Source organism: Streptomyces atriruber (assembly GCF_001418325.1).
Taxonomy (GTDB): domain Bacteria; phylum Actinomycetota; class Actinomycetes; order Streptomycetales; family Streptomycetaceae; genus Streptomyces; species Streptomyces atriruber.
On sequence record NZ_LIPN01000040.1, the window covers coordinates 1 to 15,513 of the forward strand.

The 15,513-nt window shown below is 70.3% G+C and carries 16 protein-coding genes; 10 read left to right on the forward strand and 6 right to left on the reverse strand.

The window, feature by feature from the left end:
* Positions 1-312 precede the first annotated feature (312 nt).
* A complete protein-coding gene (locus AOK03_RS43385; RefSeq protein ID WP_079074490.1) occupies positions 313-1,482 on the forward strand; it encodes a ParB/RepB/Spo0J family partition protein in 1,170 nt (389 codons plus the stop codon).
* 24 nt (positions 1,483-1,506) lie between these two features.
* On the opposite strand, the gene AOK03_RS04955 is transcribed toward AOK03_RS43385, so the two are convergent.
* The 3 genes from AOK03_RS04955 to AOK03_RS43390 are packed head-to-tail and all read right to left on the reverse strand — an operon-like array spanning position 1,507 to position 4,540.
* Positions 1,507-2,967: an aldehyde dehydrogenase family protein gene (locus AOK03_RS04955; protein WP_107097922.1), complete on the reverse strand. Its 1,461-nt coding sequence runs from the start codon at positions 2,965-2,967 to the stop codon at positions 1,507-1,509.
* Positions 2,967-4,088 (reverse strand): acyl-CoA synthetase family protein, encoded by a 1,122-nt coding sequence (locus AOK03_RS04960; protein ID WP_055563923.1) that lies wholly within the window; start codon positions 4,086-4,088, stop codon positions 2,967-2,969. The genes AOK03_RS04955 and AOK03_RS04960 overlap by 1 nt, the downstream gene beginning before the upstream one ends.
* Positions 4,085-4,540, reverse strand: a complete 456-nt coding sequence (locus AOK03_RS43390) for a hypothetical protein (RefSeq protein WP_063792421.1) — start codon at positions 4,538-4,540, stop codon at positions 4,085-4,087. Before AOK03_RS43390 ends, AOK03_RS04960 begins: the two co-directional genes overlap by 4 nt.
* A 385-nt stretch (positions 4,541-4,925) precedes the next feature.
* On the opposite strand from AOK03_RS43390, the gene AOK03_RS04970 reads away from it, so the two are divergent.
* Both AOK03_RS04970 and AOK03_RS04975 read left to right on the forward strand, forming a co-directional pair.
* Positions 4,926-5,288, forward strand: a complete 363-nt coding sequence (locus AOK03_RS04970; RefSeq protein WP_055563924.1) for a YybH family protein — start codon at positions 4,926-4,928, stop codon at positions 5,286-5,288.
* 23 nt (positions 5,289-5,311) lie between these two features.
* Complete coding sequence (locus AOK03_RS04975) at positions 5,312-6,871, forward strand: MFS transporter (protein ID WP_055563925.1); 1,560 nt, start codon at positions 5,312-5,314, stop codon at positions 6,869-6,871.
* On the opposite strand, the gene AOK03_RS04980 is transcribed toward AOK03_RS04975, so the two are convergent.
* Positions 6,864-7,790 carry a LysR family transcriptional regulator gene (locus tag AOK03_RS04980; RefSeq protein ID WP_063792422.1) on the reverse strand — a complete coding sequence of 309 codons (927 nt, stop codon included), beginning with the start codon at positions 7,788-7,790 and terminating at the stop codon, positions 6,864-6,866. The genes AOK03_RS04975 and AOK03_RS04980 overlap by 8 nt on opposite strands.
* A gap of 295 nt (positions 7,791-8,085) precedes the next feature.
* Here AOK03_RS04980 and AOK03_RS04985 point away from each other — a divergent pair, with 295 nt between their 5' ends.
* The 5 genes from AOK03_RS04985 to AOK03_RS05005 all read left to right on the forward strand — a co-directional run bounded on the left by AOK03_RS04985 (position 8,086) and on the right by AOK03_RS05005 (position 11,979).
* Positions 8,086-8,643, forward strand: coding sequence for an adenylyl-sulfate kinase (locus tag AOK03_RS04985; RefSeq protein WP_055563926.1), 558 nt, complete (start codon positions 8,086-8,088; stop codon positions 8,641-8,643).
* A 74-nt stretch (positions 8,644-8,717) separates the two neighbouring features.
* Positions 8,718-9,521: a class I SAM-dependent methyltransferase gene (locus AOK03_RS04990; RefSeq protein WP_055563927.1), complete on the forward strand. Its 804-nt coding sequence runs from the start codon at positions 8,718-8,720 to the stop codon at positions 9,519-9,521.
* A gap of 52 nt (positions 9,522-9,573) precedes the next feature.
* The gene (locus tag AOK03_RS04995; protein WP_055563928.1) at positions 9,574-10,479 is read left to right on the forward strand and encodes a sulfotransferase domain-containing protein; all 906 of its coding nucleotides are present in this window, start codon (positions 9,574-9,576) and stop codon (positions 10,477-10,479) included.
* Positions 10,480-10,623: 144 nt separating this feature from the next.
* Positions 10,624-11,151, forward strand: a complete 528-nt coding sequence (locus AOK03_RS05000) for a cupin domain-containing protein (RefSeq protein ID WP_055563929.1) — start codon at positions 10,624-10,626, stop codon at positions 11,149-11,151.
* Positions 11,152-11,202: 51 nt separating this feature from the next.
* On the forward strand, positions 11,203-11,979 hold the full coding sequence (locus AOK03_RS05005; protein ID WP_055563935.1) for an SDR family NAD(P)-dependent oxidoreductase: 777 nt from the start codon (positions 11,203-11,205) through the stop codon (positions 11,977-11,979).
* 44 nt (positions 11,980-12,023) lie between these two features.
* On the opposite strand, the gene AOK03_RS05010 is transcribed toward AOK03_RS05005, so the two are convergent.
* Together AOK03_RS05010 and AOK03_RS05015 are read right to left on the reverse strand one after the other, a co-directional pair.
* Complete coding sequence (locus AOK03_RS05010) at positions 12,024-12,668, reverse strand: LuxR C-terminal-related transcriptional regulator (RefSeq protein WP_055563930.1); 645 nt, start codon at positions 12,666-12,668, stop codon at positions 12,024-12,026.
* Positions 12,632-14,038 carry a sensor histidine kinase gene (locus AOK03_RS05015; protein ID WP_055563931.1) on the reverse strand — a complete coding sequence of 469 codons (1,407 nt, stop codon included), beginning with the start codon at positions 14,036-14,038 and terminating at the stop codon, positions 12,632-12,634. Before AOK03_RS05015 ends, AOK03_RS05010 begins: the two co-directional genes overlap by 37 nt.
* Before the next feature lie 284 nt (positions 14,039-14,322).
* Between AOK03_RS05015 and AOK03_RS05020 the strand changes: the two genes are divergently transcribed.
* Together AOK03_RS05020 and AOK03_RS05025 are read left to right on the forward strand one after the other, a co-directional pair.
* The gene (locus AOK03_RS05020; RefSeq protein WP_055563932.1) at positions 14,323-14,871 is read left to right on the forward strand and encodes a hypothetical protein; all 549 of its coding nucleotides are present in this window, start codon (positions 14,323-14,325) and stop codon (positions 14,869-14,871) included.
* Positions 14,872-14,975: 104 nt separating this feature from the next.
* Positions 14,976-15,513 (forward strand): response regulator transcription factor (locus AOK03_RS05025; protein WP_055563933.1); only part of this gene is annotated, 538 nt, incomplete at its 3' end.

Below are 15,513 nucleotides of genomic sequence, written 5' to 3' on the forward strand. Positions count from 1 at the left end.
GGGTTGGGGGAGTGAGTGGGAGGGCAGCCGTCAAGCTACTTGGGGAATTTGGCTTGAACATGTGCGAGTGTGGCGGGCGTGATTGCTGTCACGGTGGCCTCGCGGGGTACCTGGACGGTAATTTAAGTAAACAACTATTCCAGGCTCCGGCGTTGTCATGAGTTCCGTTTCCGGCCTGCGTGGCGTCCATTCCGCGCATTTTATGAAGCGTGTTCTGTGTGAGTCGGTGGGGAATTATTGATTCCGCTTCGCGGGGGCGACGGTTGCGTGTCGATGCAGACAGGCGAACTCTGAACAGGGGGCGACGGGTTCATGTATGCGAGCGAGTCGACGGAAGTATGGGAAGCCGCGGAAGCGGTGGATGCGGTCGATGCGGCGGAAGCCGAAAAGAAGCCCTGGGAAATACGGCCGCATTCTCTGCCGGTCGAACGGATAGCCGTCGACCTCTTGTGGTCGGCCGACTCACCGCGCCTTGTCGGTGAGAACGTCGACCACATCCGGGTCCTCGCCGAGGCCGGATCCGATCTGCCGCCGATCCTCGTCCACCGGCCGACGATGCGCGTCATCGACGGCATGCACCGCCTGCGGGCGACCGTGCTGCGCGGTGAGCGGGAGATCGCCGTCCGGTTCCTCGACGGCTATGAGTCGGACGTGTTCATCGTGGCCGTTCAGGCCAACACCACCCACGGGCTGCCCCTGACACGGGCCGACCGCAACGCCGCGGCCACGCGCATCATCCACTCCCACCCGCAGTGGTCGGACCGCATGATCGCCTCGTTCGCCGGGCTCTCGCCCAAGACGGTCGGGAGCATCCGGCGCCGGCTCGGCGACGACCTGCCCGCCGCGCCGGTGCGGATCGGCCGCGACGGCCGGACGCGGCCGGTCGACAGCAGCAGCGCACGGGCCGCCACCGGCGAGTTCATCCGGACCCACCCCGACGCCACGCTGCGGCAGATCGCCGGGGCCGCCGGAGTCTCCCGGTCCACCGCCCGTGACGTACGCAGGAAGTTGGCGGAGGGCGAGCTCGAGCCGGGGGTGGGCAGGCCGCGGTCCGCCTCTTCGCAGCAGGTGCAGCAGGTGCAGCAGGTGCAGCGGATGCAGGAGGGTGCGCCTGATCTCACGGCTGTTGCCGCCGCCGCGGGGGCGACGGCGACCGTGGCCGTGTCGGCTCGGGTCGCGTCCGATTCCGCGGTGCCCGCAGCGACCGTTTCGGCACGGGTGACGTCCGCGGACGCGGACGTGAGCACCGCCGCCGACCTCATCCCGATCCTGAAGCGGGACCCCTCCATCCGCTTCACCGACTCCGGCCGTCTGCTGCTGCGGCTCCTCGACGCGGCCACCCTGCCCCCGGACGAGTGGAACCGGCTCATCGAGAGCGTTCCCGCCCACTGCGTCGACATGGTGGCGAGCGTGGCGCGCGCCTGCGGAGAGGTCTGGCTCAACGTCGCCCAGGAAGTGGACAGCCGCGCCGCACAGCGGTGACGGCCGGAGGCGGCAGGCGTCGCCTCAGTCGCGTACGACCGTCTTCGTGCGCATCAGGAAATCGGAGAGGTACCCGTCGTGCGGCAGCCCGGGCCGCATCCAGTGGGTCGGGTGGTCGCCGACGTACAGGTTGGCGATGGACGGTTCCGCCAGGAGCGCGTCCAGCAGCGGTTCCTGGTGCGTCAGCGCGGTGAGCACCAGGCTGTCGCGCAGCGGAGCCATCCCGTCCGCCGGGCGCCAGGGCGCCACCCATACGCAGGGGAAGGGGAGTTCGGCGCCGAGCTGAGGGGCGTCGGCGCGGTCGAGCTGGTGGACGGCCGGTCGCAGGACCGCGCTGCCGTCACCCAGCTCGTCGGCGACCGTGTCCGCGCCCAGCCAGGGCCGGGCCCCCGCCGCACGGCGCCCCACGTACTCGGCGAGAGCCCGCGCACCGGCAGCCGGTTGTACGGGCAGTACGGCCTCCGGGTGGTCCGGCGGGAGGCTGGGCAGCGCCGAGAACCGTTCGGCGAGCGCCTCGCACAGCGGCGTCGGGTCGCCCTCCACCAGGACCGCCGTGGTGTTCACGCAGCCCGTACCGCCGCGCCCCGCGACGGAGTCCACGATGGTGTCGAGGTGGTCGCGCCAGTCCACGTCCGCCGTCAGCAGGACCTTGGAGCGGCCAGGGCCCTGGAGCAGGACGGTCGGGTCCGCGCCGTACTTGCGGACCACGTCCTCGCCGCCGTACACCAGGCCCAGGTCGGCGCCCCGCAGCACGGCGTCCGCGCCCGCGTGGTCCGTGGGCAGCAGCGTGATCTCGTCGTTCCCGAACCCCGCGAGGCGCAGCGCGGAGACGAGTCGGTGCGGGGTGAACGGCTCGCGGCGGGAGGGCCGGACCGCGACGCGGAAGCCCAGCGCGAGCGCCTCGGGCCACAGGCTGTGGGTGCCGGGGTGGTTGCCCGCCGCGTGCACGGTGAAGACGTCGCCGCGCCGCGTGTGGACGGCCCGGCCGGCGCGGGCCAGCGGGTCCCGCCAGTCGGTGACCGCGCCGGCGGGGCGGGCCTGGGCGATGCCGGTCGCGATGTCCCGGAGCCGTTCCGCGATCCGGTCGACGGCCGAGGTGACCTCCGTGAGCGGGACGCCGCCGACGCGGCTGACCAGGAGGCGGTACTCCGCCACGCCCAGCCCGGCGACGGTGCCGGTGGCGAAAAGGTCGGCCGCGGCGGCGATCCGGCGTACCCGCTCGTCGGCCGGTGCGGACTCGGCGCGGCGGAGCGCCGAGAGGGTGCGGCTGACGAACGGCGGTGGTACGAGGCTCAGTTCGGCGGCGGGGCGGCCGGTCACGTCCGTGACCACTTGGCGGTTCCTGGCGCGGAACTCGCCGCGCGGACCGAGCGCGTCGAGCTGCACGGGCTCGTCGGCGGCCGTGCGGTCCTGGGCGGGTGTCGCCGAGGTAGGTGTCGCCGGGGTGGCCGCCACCGGAGAGGGCGTCGTCGGGGTGGGTGTCATCAGTACACGCCCTCCACCACGTCCTCGTTCTCGAACCTGCCCACGGGCGCGATGTCGGCCACGGAGTCGCCGGGGCCGCCGTCGAGCGGCTCGACCCGCGTCGCGAGGTCGCGTTCGAGGTTGTTGGGGAGCAGGAACGACTTGCTGACGTGGCTGGCCACGACCCGGCCGCGCTCCCCGTACGCGACCGGACGGAGCGTCTCCGGGTCGACGACCGAGAAGGTGACGTACGGGCTCAGCGTGTCGAAGACACAGGGTTCGTCGTCGCCCAGGCCGGGACGTTCCCCGGCGAAGCCGAGGATCATCGTGCTGCCGTAGTTCCCGGAGAAGACGGTGTCGGGGAAGATCTCCGTCCGGTACACCTGGCGGGAGTCGGGGTCGAGCTGTGTGCCGCCCCAACGAATCGCCCTGACCTTCTCGTTGATGAGCTCCACGAGTTCGTCGCGGCGTGCGATCCGGTCCAGGATCGGCGGGGTGACGGTGAGGATGCCGATGTCCTGGGAGCGCAGGACCTCCGCGGCCTGGTCGACGACGTGCTCGGCGTAGTCGTCGGCCTCGCTGCCGCGGCCCTCGGATATCAGGCGCTTCACCCAGCGCGGGTCGAGGTCGATGGTGAATCCGTGGGTGCCGTGCGTGGTTGCCGACCCCCGGAAGAACTCACCGACGATGTGCGGGCCGCTGGGAACGATTCCCAGCCAGTTTGTGCCCCGGGGGAAGCCGTGGGCGTCCAGTTGCTCACTGGTCCAGTGGAGCAGCCGACGGCGCCAGTCGCCGTGCAGGACGACCCGCTTGGGGGCGCCGGTGGTGCCGCCGCTCTCGAACACCCCGCGTACGTCCGGCTTTTCGCCGTACCCGCGTGGGATCAGGTCCTCGGCGCGGACGGTGCGCAGTTCGGCGGCGACATTGGGGAAACGTACGAGGTCGGCCACCGAGGAGATGTCGGTCCGCGGGTCGAAGTCCAGGGACTTCGCGCGTTCCAGCCAGTAGGGGGAGCCGGTGTCGGGGCCGAAGTGCCAGTCCATCGCGGCCCTGATGTATTCGTCCGGGTCGGGCCGTACGCCGGGCGGCAGGTCGAGGATGTCCCAGGTATTCGACGTACTCGACGAGGTATTCGACGTCATGTTGTCTTCGTCCTTCCCGGCTTTTCGCCCAATTTCTCTCTTGAAAGAACCGTGGCATTGGATCCGGGACCGTTCGGGGGTGTCAACACCGCCACGGACGTTCCGGTGAGAGCCGTCCCGGCGAACGCGGGGCCCAGGGCCTGCAGCGAGGCCAGGTCGTGCAGTCCCTCGACCGTGCCTTCCGCCTGGAAGGTGGCGCGGATGTCCGGGGGGCGCCCGATCAGCGCGAGGGCGGCGTTCGGGGGCAGCTCGTCCAGCGGCGGCCGCTCGTCCGTCTCCCAGAGCATCACCGCGCCCCACCGGTTCTGCTCCTGGTCCGCGAAGTAGATCTTCAGTCGCAGACCGGGCACCTGGGTCCAGCGGTCGAGCGTGTGGTCGCGCAGGTGCTCGCGCATGGACTCGATGGTCTGCGGCGTGCCGTCCAGGTGCCACCAGGCGACGTCGACCCTCATGGCAGCACTCGCGAGACGTGACTGATCGTGTGCGGTGCGTGACTGAACATGGGTGCCTCCGTCTTCGGTGTGAGAGGGCTGGGAGGGGAGAGGGAGGGGAGGGTAGGGAGAGGGAGCGAGGAAGCCAGTGAGCGTACGGGGCGTTCGGCCCGGACGCCGAGGTGGCGACTGAGGAATTCCTCAGTCCCCACCCAGTACTCCCAGCACTCCGAGTGCTCCCGGTGCTTCCAGCACTCCCGGTGCTCCCAGCCTCCCGATGGTCGTCCCGGTCCCGCGAACCAGATCCATTGCTTCTGGTAGCCAGAAGTAAGGGGAGTTGGACTTGCCAGATCCCCGCGGCCAAGCTTGTTGGTGCTGGAAATCAGCTCTGAACGAGAGGCCCCCTGTGTCCGAATATGAGAAGGCGTACAAGCCGGAAGACATCACGCGTCTGTTCGTCGAGCGCGCCAACAAGGGCGACGCCACCGGCGTGGCGGAGCTCTACGCGGAGGACGCGGTCGTCGCCTTCCCGCCCGGCCAGATCACTCAGGGGCGTGAGGCCATCCGCAAGCTGTGGGAGATGGCGATGACGCGCAACCCCAAGTTCGAGCCGGAGGAGCCCCTTCCGACTCTGATCAACGGTGACATCGCGCTCACGTCCACCCCGCCGAAGGACGGCACGGGTGCGCGCGCCCAGGTCGTGCGCCGTCAGCCCGACGGCTCGTGGCTGCGCATTCTCGACCAGCCCGAGTTCATCCAGCCCAAGTAGTCCGGCGCAGGGGGAGATCAGTCATGGCCAAGCGATGGTGGACGTTGGTGGTCGTCTGTGCGTCGACCTTCATGCTCCTGCTGGACGCCACCATCGTCACGGTCGTCCTGCCGCAGATCCAGAGCGGACTCGACAGCAGCTTCGCCGACGCGCAGTGGGTGGTCGACGCCTACTCGCTGACCCTCGCGGCGATGCTGCTGGTCGGCGGTTCGCTGGCCGACCGCTTCGGCTACCGCAAGCTGTTCCTGGTGGGCCTCGCGGTCTTCACCGTCAGCTCGCTGCTCTGCGGCGTCGCCTCCTCACCTCTCATGCTGATCCTCTCGCGTGCCGCACAGGGCATCGGCGGATCCGTCATGTACGCCACGTCGCTGGCGCTGCTCGCCCGGACCTTCACCGGTAAGGAGCGCGGCGTCGCCTTCGGCGTCTGGGGCGCGGTGACGGGCCTGGCCTCCGGACTCGGGCCCGTCTTCGGCGGGTTGATCGCGGCCAACATCAGCTGGCGCGGCATCTTCCTCATCAACGTGCCCCTCGGCATCCTCGCCATCCTGGTGACGCTGTGGAAGGTCGACGAGTCGCAGGCGCGGGGCAGGCTCAAGCTGGACTGGCCGGGCTTCGTCCTGTTCACCGGCGGTCTGGTCGCGCTGATCTACGGGCTGATCCGGGCCGGTGAGACCGAGTGGGGCAACACCGACGTCGTGCTGTGGCTGGGTGCGGCCGCCCTCCTCCTGATCACCTTCCTGATCGTGGAACTCCGCTCGGCGGAGCCCCTGTTCGACCTTTCGCTCTTCCGCACCCCGACGTTCGTGGGCGGCTCCATCGCCGCGTTCACCATGAACGGCTCGCTGTTCGCGATGCTCCTCTATCTGGTGCTGTACCTGCAGAACGGGCTGGGCTACTCCGTTCTCGAGTCCAGCGTGCGCCTGCTGGTGATCAGCGTGTGCGCCCTGGTGGCATCGACCGTCGCGGGACGGCTGAGCAGTAAGCTGCCGGTGAAGTGGCTGATCGGCCCCGGTCTGCTGCTCGTCGGCATCGGCCTGCTGCTCATGTCGGGGAACGACGCGTCGAGCAGCTGGACCCACCTCATCCCCGGCTTCGTGGTGGCCGGTATCGGCAGCGGCGTCGTCAACCCGCCGCTCGCCTCCACCGCCGTCGGCGTGGTCACGCCCGACCGGTCGGGCACCGCGTCGGGCATCAACATCACCTTCCGGCAGGTCGGCATGGCCGCCAGCATCCCGATCCTCGGCTCGGTCTTCACGGCCTCGCTCCACGACGACGTCATGCGGAACCTGTCGGGCATCCCGGAGCTGGCGAGCAGCGCCCCGGGCATCGCGGCCGCCGTCGAGCACGGCAATGTGTCGGGGCTCGACGAGAAGGTGCCCGCGCCGCTGCGGGAGAAGGTCGCCACCGCCCTGCACTCCGGTTACGCGGAGGCGCTCAACGACCTGCTGATCATCACCGGTGTGCTGGCCCTGGCCGGTGCGGTGTTCGCCTTCTTCCTGATCCGCGCCAAGGACTTCCTGGCCGCCAAGCCGCCGCCGCAGGACGCCGGTGTCGAGGCGGGCGAGCCGCAGACCGTCAAGTGACGGTTCCCCGACGACCGCTCTCCGCGGGGGCGTTACGTTCCTGAATGCGGTGGAGCGCGTGCTGGATGACCGCCTGCGCCGCCGGATCGATCGTCCGGTCGTCGGGCCACGCCAGATACAGCCGCCCGTGCATGTCCGGGTCGCGGAACGGGACGAGACGCAGCTCGGCGCCCGCTGACCGCACCGCGCCCCGCGGCAGGATCGCCACGCCGAAACCGCGGGCGGCCATGTCCACCAGGACCTGCGGATCGCTGGCCGCGAAGGCGATGGGCGCCTCGATGCCCGCCGTGGCGAGGGAGACGTCGAGCTGTCGCCGGGTGCCGCTGTCGCTCGGCAGCGAGATCAGCTGACGCGACGCCAACTCCTTGAGCAGCAGCGCATCGCGCTCCGCGAGCTCGTCGTCCGCGCGCAGCACCGCGACGAGCGGGTCGGCGAGGATGACCTCCGTGCGCAGGAAGGACGGGGGCTCGACGGCCATGCCGAGGAAGGCCATGTCGAGTTCGCCGTCCTTCAGCGCGTCGACCAGGTCGTCGGTGCTGCCCTGGCGCAGCGCCACCTCCACGGTGGGGTGCTCCGCCTGGAACTCCGCGAGCATGCCGGGCACGTCGAGCGACGCCACCACCGTCACCATGCCCACGTTGACCTGCCCCCGCAGCAGCCCCGCCACCTGGTCGACCGCGAGTCGCGCGTTGTGTATCGCGGCCAACGCGGCTTTGGCGTAGGGCAGCAGGGCCTCGCCGACGGCGGTGGGTCTCACCGTCCGTCCGGATCTGTCGAGGAGTTCGTACCCGAGTTCCCGTTCGAGCCGGCGGATCTGCGCGCTCACTCCCGGTTGTGTCACATGGACCCTGGCCGCCGCTCTGGTGAAGTTGCCGTCCTCGACGACAGCGACGAAGTACTCGAGTTGGCGTATCTCCATAACTGACCGATCTAGGCTTCAGTACGAACAGATATTGGACGCCCGGTAAACGCCGGGACAATACTGACGGGGTCGCTCGATCAGTGTCCGCTCGACCGAGTGGAACGCTGGAAAGGGCGACCATTCAACGGCCAGGCAGCGGCCTTTTTAACGGGGATACTCGAGTTTTTCCGAGTAATGCATGCTGAAATTGCGTGCCAAAATTTTCTGAGGAATTTTACAGCAGCGCAGTCCTGCTGTGAAGAGTTCGGCCGCGCCGAGCGGGCCACCGTACGTCCACTGAGGGGAGCCATCCATGGGAACCACGGGAGTTGGAGGCGCCGATTCCGGCGGCGCGGTCATCTGGGTGACCGGGCTTGCCGAGGCCGGCAAGACGACGGTCGCCCGCGAACTGGTCCGCCAGCTGCTCCAGCGCGGCAGGCAGCCGATTCTGCTGGACGGCAACGAAGTGCGGACCGCATTGGGCATGATGACCTCCGGTTTCGACCGCGAAAGCCGGATAAGGACATCCATGACCTATGCGCGACTGTCCCAACTGCTCGCGGAACAGGGACATCTCGTGGTCGTCGCGACCATCTCGCTCTTCCACGAGGTGCAGCGCCACAACCGGGAGAACCAGCCCGACTACTTCGAGGTACTGCTCGACGTACCCGTCGAAGAACTCAAGCGACGGGACAGCAAGGGCATCTACAGCGAGAACGAAGACAAGGACGTGGTCGGAATCGGGCAGTCCGCCGAGTTCCCGACCGATCCCGATCTCGTCGTCACCAACTACGGGGACGTCGACCCGAAGGCCGCGGCCACCATGATTCGACTCGCGCACGAGCAGCGTTTGCCGTCCGCAGTGGCGTGAGGCACGAGGCACGCATTGGCTTTCAGAATCACCAATTCAGCGTTTCAGCAAACATATAAGGAGCTGTGCCTCGCATGACGACTTCGACCAAGACGACTTCGACCAAGCTCAAGCACGGGGACTTCACCGACCTGGCGAAGGACTACTCGAAGTACCGCGAGGGTTACGCGACTTCGGTGCGGGACGCGCTGATCGGCCTCGTGGGCCGGCCGGCCGCCGAGCTCGACGCCGTTGACGTCGGCGCCGGCACGGGCCTGTGGACCCGCATCGTTGCGGACGGCGGATTCCGCTCGGTCACCGCGGTCGAGCCGAACGACAACATGCGCGCCGAGGGCATCTCGGACTCCGAGGGCTACTCGATCTCCTGGCGTGCGGGCAAGGGCGAGGAGACCGGACTCGAGGACGAGTCGGCCGACCTCATCAGCATGGCGTCGTCCTTCCACTGGGTGGACTTCGAGGTGGGCACCGCCGAATTCTGCCGGGTCCTGCGCCCCGGGGGCTGGTTCGTCGCGCTCTACAACCCGCGGCTGATCGAGGTCAACCCGGTGCTCGTGGACATCGAGAACGAGCTCAAGCGGCTGATGGGCGAGCGCAAGCGGATCACCTCGGCGCACCCGCAGATGGTCAAGGAGCTCTCCGACAAGTTCAACGCCAGCCCGCGCTTCGACGACGTCGTCGTGCTGGAGGGGCGGCACTCCGTCGAGCAGAGCATCGACCACTACATCGGCCTGTGGCAGTCGGTGAACGACGTGCGGGTGCAGCTCGGCGTCGACAAGTTCGAGCAGTTCCTCGACTACATCCGCGAGCGCCTCGCGGACGCGGAGAAGCTTGAGGTCACCTACCTGACCAGGGCGGTCGCGGCGCGCGCCAAGAAGTGACCCACCACCGCACCGACGCCCGCGGCCGCGGGGGAGAGACAGGACTTCTGACATGACCGAGGACTCCGCCCGGGAACTGCGTCCGGACGAACTGGCCCGGCGCAGTGCGCGCCTGCTGGGCGAGCACGACATCGTCGTGGCCGGTGACCCGGGATCCGGGCAGGCGCTCGTCGCCAACATCGTGTTCGAGCTCGGCTTCGACTATCTCGACCCGTACGTCGAGTCGCCCGAGGAGGCCGACGGCGCATCGAAGTCGGTGGAGGACCGTCTCGACTACTACCGGCAGCGGCTGGCGGCCACGTCCGAGAAGAGCCAGGCGGCTCTGGACCGGGCGGCGAGCGGGGCCGTCGCCAAGCGGTTCATCAAGACGCACTTCTACCCCGAGGTGTTCGCGGAGTCCTCGGTGAACACCGCGATCCTGGTGGTGCGGGACCCGCGCGACACCATCTACTCGTCGTACAAGTGGTTCTCCTCCTTCGGCGGCTCCTGGATACCGGATGCCGCGGACATGATCGGGAAGCTCACCTACCCCGACTTCCTCGACCGCGTCAGGCTCGGGGACGGGGAGCCCTCGATCCCCGGCTGGGCCCGCTTCTACCGGAGCTGGCTCGAAGCGTCGCCGGACTTCTCGAAGTTCGCCGTCGTGCGGTTCGAGGACCTCAAGTCCCACCCCGTGGGAGCCATCACGGCGATGCTCGCGGCCCTGGGGCTCGCGGTGCCGCCCGAGGTGGTCGAGCAGGCGGCCGAGCGCAGCTCCTTCAAGGCGATGCGGGCCCGCGAGGACGCGGCGTCCGCGGGTGAGGGCGACACCACCAAGAACGCCCGCATCATGCGGCGCGGTCAGGTGGGCGAGTGGCGCGAGTGGATCGGGGAGGGCGACCTGCGGGAACGCTTCGCCCACCCGGGTCTGGTCGCGACGGCGGCGCGCTTCGGGTACGACGCGACGCCGACGGAGTAGATACGTAACACCGGCACCGGCACCGGAACCGACACCCGGAGGGCCGGGCCACGAGTCATCTCGTGGCCCGGCCCTCCGCGGCTCTCCGCGGCGGAATGCCGAGCTCCGGGGTTATGACGCTCCCGTGCCGGGGAGCGATCGATCATGGCCGACACAGTCGAAACAGCTGAAGAGGTGGCCGCGCGGCACGGGCTGCGTCCGCTGCCGGTGGAGGGCGGGCTCTTCCGGCGGACCTGGGTGGGGCCGCCGGGCGCGGACGGACGCCCCTCCGGTTCGGCGATCGTCGTTCTCCTGACCACCGCCCCCGGCGACTTCTCCGCCCTGCACCGGCTGCCCACCGACGAGGTCTGGCACTTCTACCGGGGCGATCCCCTGGAACTGCTGCTCCTCGCCCCCGACGGCGCCGACCGCACGGCCGTACTGGGCCCCGGAGGCCACGTACAGCTGGTCGTCCCCGCGGGCACGTGGATGGGCGCACGCGTCCCCGCCGACGGCGGGCCGCACGGCTGGGCGCTCTTCGGGACGACGATGGCGCCCGGCTTCGTGCCCGAGGATTACGAGGGCGGGGACGCGGCGGAGTTGAGCGCACGGTATCCGGGGCGGGCCGGGCTCATCCGGGAGTTGTGCCGGGCGGGGGAGCCGTTGCGGATGAGTGACGGCGATGAGGGCTGAGGACGGTAGCGAGCTGTGAGTGAGGCGGAAGTGGTGCGTGAGGTGGTCTCCATGCGGGACGAGGCGCTGCCCGGACTGGTCGGGCGGGTCGCTCTGGTGACCGGGGCCAGTGGGGGCATCGGGGCCGGGATCGCCTGGCGGTTCGCGCAGGCGGGGGCCGCGGTCGTCGTCCACTACCGGCGGGGCGGCGAGCGGGCCGAACAGCTCGTCGGGCGGATCGTGGCGGCGGGCGGCGACGCCGTCGCCGTACCGGCGGACCTGACGCGGGAGGAGGAGTGCCACCGCCTCGTCGAGGAGGCGCACTCCTGGCGGGGGCGGCTCGACGCGCTGGTCAACAACGCCGGGATCCAGCCCCTTCAGGAGCTCGACGGCATGTCGGCCGCGGACTGGCGCGAGCTGTCCGAGGCGAACGTGACGAGTGCGTTCTGCTGCACGCAGGCCGCCGCCGGGGTCATGGCAGGACAGGACGGCGGCGGTACGGTCACGCACATCGCGTCCATCGAGGGCTCGCACCCCGCCCCCGGCCACGCGCACTACAGCGCCTCCAAGGCGGCCCTGATCATGTTCGCCCGCTCCGCCGCCCTGGAGTACGGCCCGCGCGGCATCCGCGTCAACAGCGTCTCGCCCGGCCTCATCGAGCGCCCTGGCCTCGCCGAGGACTGGCCCGACGGCGTGGCGCGGTGGGGCCGGGCGGCACCGCTCGGACGGCTCGGCCGACCGGAGGACATCGGCAGCGCGTGCGTGTTCCTCGCCTCGGACGCGGCGTCCTGGATCACCGGGACGGACCTGGTGGTGGACGGCGGGGTGGGAGCGCGGCCCACTTGGTAGGCCCGCTTGGTGGGCTCGTCCGACAGGCCCGCCCGGGGGCGTCCTCAGCGGTCCAGATAGGCCAGGACCGCCAGGACGCGGCGGTTGTCGGTGTCCGAGGGCGGCAGGCCCAGCTTGGGGAAGATGTTGCCGATGTGCTTGGCGACGGCCTTCTCCGAGATGAAGAGCGCTTCCGCGATCCCCGTGTTGGACCGCCCCTGCGCCAGGCACTCCAGGACCTCGCGCTCGCGCGCGGTGAGCGTCGCCATGGCGGTGTCGCGGCCCTTGCGGACGAGGAGCTGGGAGACCACCTCGGGGTCCATCGCCGTGCCGCCCGCGGCGACGCGCTCGATCGCGGAGACGAACGCCGCGCCGTTCGAGACCCGGTCCTTCAGTACGTAGCCGACCCCCTCGGAACCGGTCGCCAGCAACTCGTGGGCGTACAGCGGCTCCACGTACTGGGAGAGCAGCAGCACCGGCAGCCCCGGCACGCGTGCGCGGGCCGTCACGGCGGCGCGCAGGCCCTCGTCGCTGAAGCCGGGCGGCAGCCGGACGTCGACGACGGCGACGTCCGGCCGCAACCCGGTGAGCGCGGTGAGGAGTTCGGGGCCGTTGTCGACCGCCGCGACGACCTCGTGTCCGAAGGCGGTGAGGAGCCTGCTGAGACCGTCCCTCAGCAGGAAGTGGTCTTCGGCGAGGACAACGCGCACGGCACCTCCAGCGTGACCATGGTCGGGCCGCCGGGCGGGCTGCTCACGGCGAGGACGCCGTCGAAGGTGGCCAGGCGCTGCTCGATGCCGCGCAGGCCGGAGCCGCGGGACGCGTCGGCGCCGCCGTGGCCGTCGTCGGTGACGGTGATGCGGAGGGTGCCGGTCGGGGTGTGGGTCGGGGTCTCGGCCGAGGTCCTGGCCGAGGTCCTGGTCGAGGTCTCGGCAGGGGTGTCGCTCTCGTGGCGGATGTCGATCCAGGCCCGCTCCGCCCCCGCGTGCTTGGCCGCGTTGGCCAGGATCTCCGAGACCGCGAAGTACGCGGCCGACTCCACCGGCGGCTCGGGGCGCGCGGGCAGGTCGGCGACGACCTCGGTCGTGAGAGGGCTGATCAGCGCCAAGGACCGTACGGCGTCCGCGAGTCCGCGGTCGGCGAGGACCGGCGGATGGATGCCGCGGACCAGGTCGCGCAGCTCCTGGAGCGCCTTGGTCGAGTTCTCGCGGGCCTCGGCGAGCAGGGCGCGCACGGCGTTCGGGTCCGACTCCAGGAGGTGCTCGGCGGCGTCGAGCGTCATGCCCATCGCCACGAGGCGGACCTGCGCGCCGTCGTGCAGGTCGCGTTCGATGCGGCGGATCTCCGCCATCTGCGTGTCGACGGCGGCGGAGCGAGTGGTGGTGAGGTGGTCGATGCGGTGCGCCATCGCGGCCATCTCCGCGCGCAGTTCGCTCTCGCTCGGGGCGAGCATCGCGCGGAGGTAGCGCTCGTGCAGCCGGACGGCACGCGGCGCGGCCCAGCGGAGCGCGAGCGGGAACTGCAGGGCGCCGAGCACGCCCGCGAGGGCGGCCGTGGGCCAGTCGTGGACCGGGACGAAGAGGTACCAGATGCTGTCCCACTCCTGGGAGAGCTGCGCGCCGAACGCCGCCGTGACCAGGCCCCACACCCCGCTGAGCGCGAGCGCGAGCGGCCCGAACGCGATCAGCCCGCCGAGGTAGGGGTCGAGCCCGACCCAGCGCCGGTCGCGCCACACCTGCCCCTGCTTCCCGGCGAGCTGGGCACGCAGGGCCAGGCCCCGGCCGCGGCCGTCGTCACCGGGCGCGTCGGGGTAGGGCGCGGGAAAGTCCCTGCCCGACCACTCCGCGGCCAGCGCGCGCTGCCGGTCCGCGAGCCTTCGTACGCTCCTCATGGGGGCCGGCAGCAGCTTGGCGTTCGGGCCGCCCGCGAAGAGGACGTGGGCGTGGGCGATCCAGAGGGATATCCAGAAGGCCTTCAGGGAGAGGGCCCAGAGGAGGAGGGAACGCCTGAAGTACGGGGAGGACTTCGTCGCGTACCCCGTATCTCTCTTGGGTTTGCTGGTGCTGGTGCTGGTGGTCATGGACGTCCCCCTCGCGCGTCTGAACTGCGCGTTCATTATTGGGCGGTGCGAGGGCGGAAGTCGGTGGTAAAAACTCCCCTCTTCAGGGGAGGCGGGCCGGCCAGGCGCGGAGTGCCGTGTTGAAGCGCGTGCAATGAGTTACTGGGTGCACGCCCTTTTCGTGCATATTGAGAGGCTCGTACGCCTTGAGGGGGATGGCGGGTACGACCTCTGTCTTCCGGTGGAGGCGGAGGTTCGTCCTCCGGCCGTACGAAATCGGGGGCGCGGGGCCGAAGACTGGTGGCATGCCCCCGCACATGACCGTGAACAAGAAGAAGGCCGGCGTCGTCGTCCTCACGGCGGCCGGATGTCTCGCCGCCCTCGGCGCCGTCGCCGTCGCGGCGCCCGCGTTCAAGGACAGCGCGCTGATGCCGGACGCGGTGAGCGAGCACGTCTTCAAGGAGAAGACGAAGTCCTTCGCGACTGTGGCAGACGCCCCGACGCCCGGGGCCGGGGCCGGGAAGGGTGACCGGAGCTTCGTGCTGCCCGCGTGGATCCCGAAGGACGCCAAGAACATCAAGGTGAAGGTGAAGACGGACGGGGCGGCCAAGCTGATCCGCTTCACGGTGGGCGGGACCGGGCCGGGCGGCGAGGCGTCCCAGGGGGCGGAGGCGTCCCGGGGCGAGGCGCGGGTCCGGGTCGGTGAGCCGCGGCTCGATGCGCCGTGGTGGCTGGACCGCACCCCGCGCGACGCCCGCGTGGAGTGCGGGGACCGCTATCAGTACCGGGTCGCGGTCCGGGGGAACACGGCCTACGCCTGGACGAACGGGGAGCTCTCGTCGGGCGGGCGGTAGGGCCCGGCCCAGCCTCACAGCCACTTGTGAGGATCCTGTCAGGCCGTCGTCCCGATCCCATTTGCCTTACCGGAACCGGACACGCCGTGCCTATCCTCAACGCCATGTGCGCTTTTGTCCTGGTCGCGGAGGACGACGAGAAGCAGGCCGAGCTGGTCCGCCGCTATCTGGAACGTGAGGGTCACGAGGTCGCCGTCGTCCACGACGGGTCCGCCGCTCTCGCCGAGGTGCGGCGACGGCTGCCGGACCTGTTGATCCTCGACGTGATGATGCCGGGCACCGACGGCCTCGCGGTCACCCGTTTCCTCCGGGACGGGAACGGGTCGGCCGAGCTGGCCCGCCTCCCCGTCCTGATGCTGACCGCGCGCTCCACCGAGGACGACCTCCTCATGGGCCTCGACACGGGCGCCGACGACTACCTCACCAAGCCGTACAGCCCGCGCGAGCTGATGGCCCGGGTCCGGACGCTGCTGCGCCGCGCGGGAGGCATCCACCCGCCGCTGCCCGGCACCGACCGGCGGATCCTGCGCGTCGGCGGCCTCGTCGTCGATCCGCTGCGGCACGAGGTGACGGTCGACGGACGCCACGTCGACTGCACGCCGGGCGAGTTCGACCTGCTCACCGTCCTCGCGGAGGAGCCGG

Bases quoted from the DNA above. Each gene is read 5' to 3' on its own strand.
- AOK03_RS04995 (WP_055563928.1), top strand. From the start codon at position 9,574: ATGACCGAGGACTCCGCCCGGGAACTGCGTCCGGACGAACTGGCCCGG.
- AOK03_RS04985 (WP_055563926.1), top strand. From the start codon at position 8,086: ATGGGAACCACGGGAGTTGGAGGCGCCGATTCCGGCGGCGCGGTCATC.
- AOK03_RS05020 (WP_055563932.1), top strand. From the start codon at position 14,323: ATGCCCCCGCACATGACCGTGAACAAGAAGAAGGCCGGCGTCGTCGTC.
- AOK03_RS04990 (WP_055563927.1), top strand. From the start codon at position 8,718: ATGACGACTTCGACCAAGACGACTTCGACCAAGCTCAAGCACGGGGAC.
- AOK03_RS04975 (WP_055563925.1), top strand. From the start codon at position 5,312: ATGGCCAAGCGATGGTGGACGTTGGTGGTCGTCTGTGCGTCGACCTTC.
- AOK03_RS05015 (WP_055563931.1), bottom strand. From the start codon at position 14,038: ATGACCACCAGCACCAGCACCAGCAAACCCAAGAGAGATACGGGGTAC.
- AOK03_RS04960 (WP_055563923.1), bottom strand. From the start codon at position 4,088: ATGACGTCGAATACCTCGTCGAGTACGTCGAATACCTGGGACATCCTC.
- AOK03_RS43385 (WP_079074490.1), top strand. From the start codon at position 313: ATGTATGCGAGCGAGTCGACGGAAGTATGGGAAGCCGCGGAAGCGGTG.
- AOK03_RS04980 (WP_063792422.1), bottom strand. From the start codon at position 7,790: ATGGAGATACGCCAACTCGAGTACTTCGTCGCTGTCGTCGAGGACGGC.
- AOK03_RS05005 (WP_055563935.1), top strand. From the start codon at position 11,203: ATGCGGGACGAGGCGCTGCCCGGACTGGTCGGGCGGGTCGCTCTGGTG.
- AOK03_RS43390 (WP_063792421.1), bottom strand. From the start codon at position 4,540: ATGAGGGTCGACGTCGCCTGGTGGCACCTGGACGGCACGCCGCAGACC.
- AOK03_RS04955 (WP_107097922.1), bottom strand. From the start codon at position 2,967: ATGACACCCACCCCGACGACGCCCTCTCCGGTGGCGGCCACCCCGGCG.
- AOK03_RS05000 (WP_055563929.1), top strand. From the start codon at position 10,624: ATGGCCGACACAGTCGAAACAGCTGAAGAGGTGGCCGCGCGGCACGGG.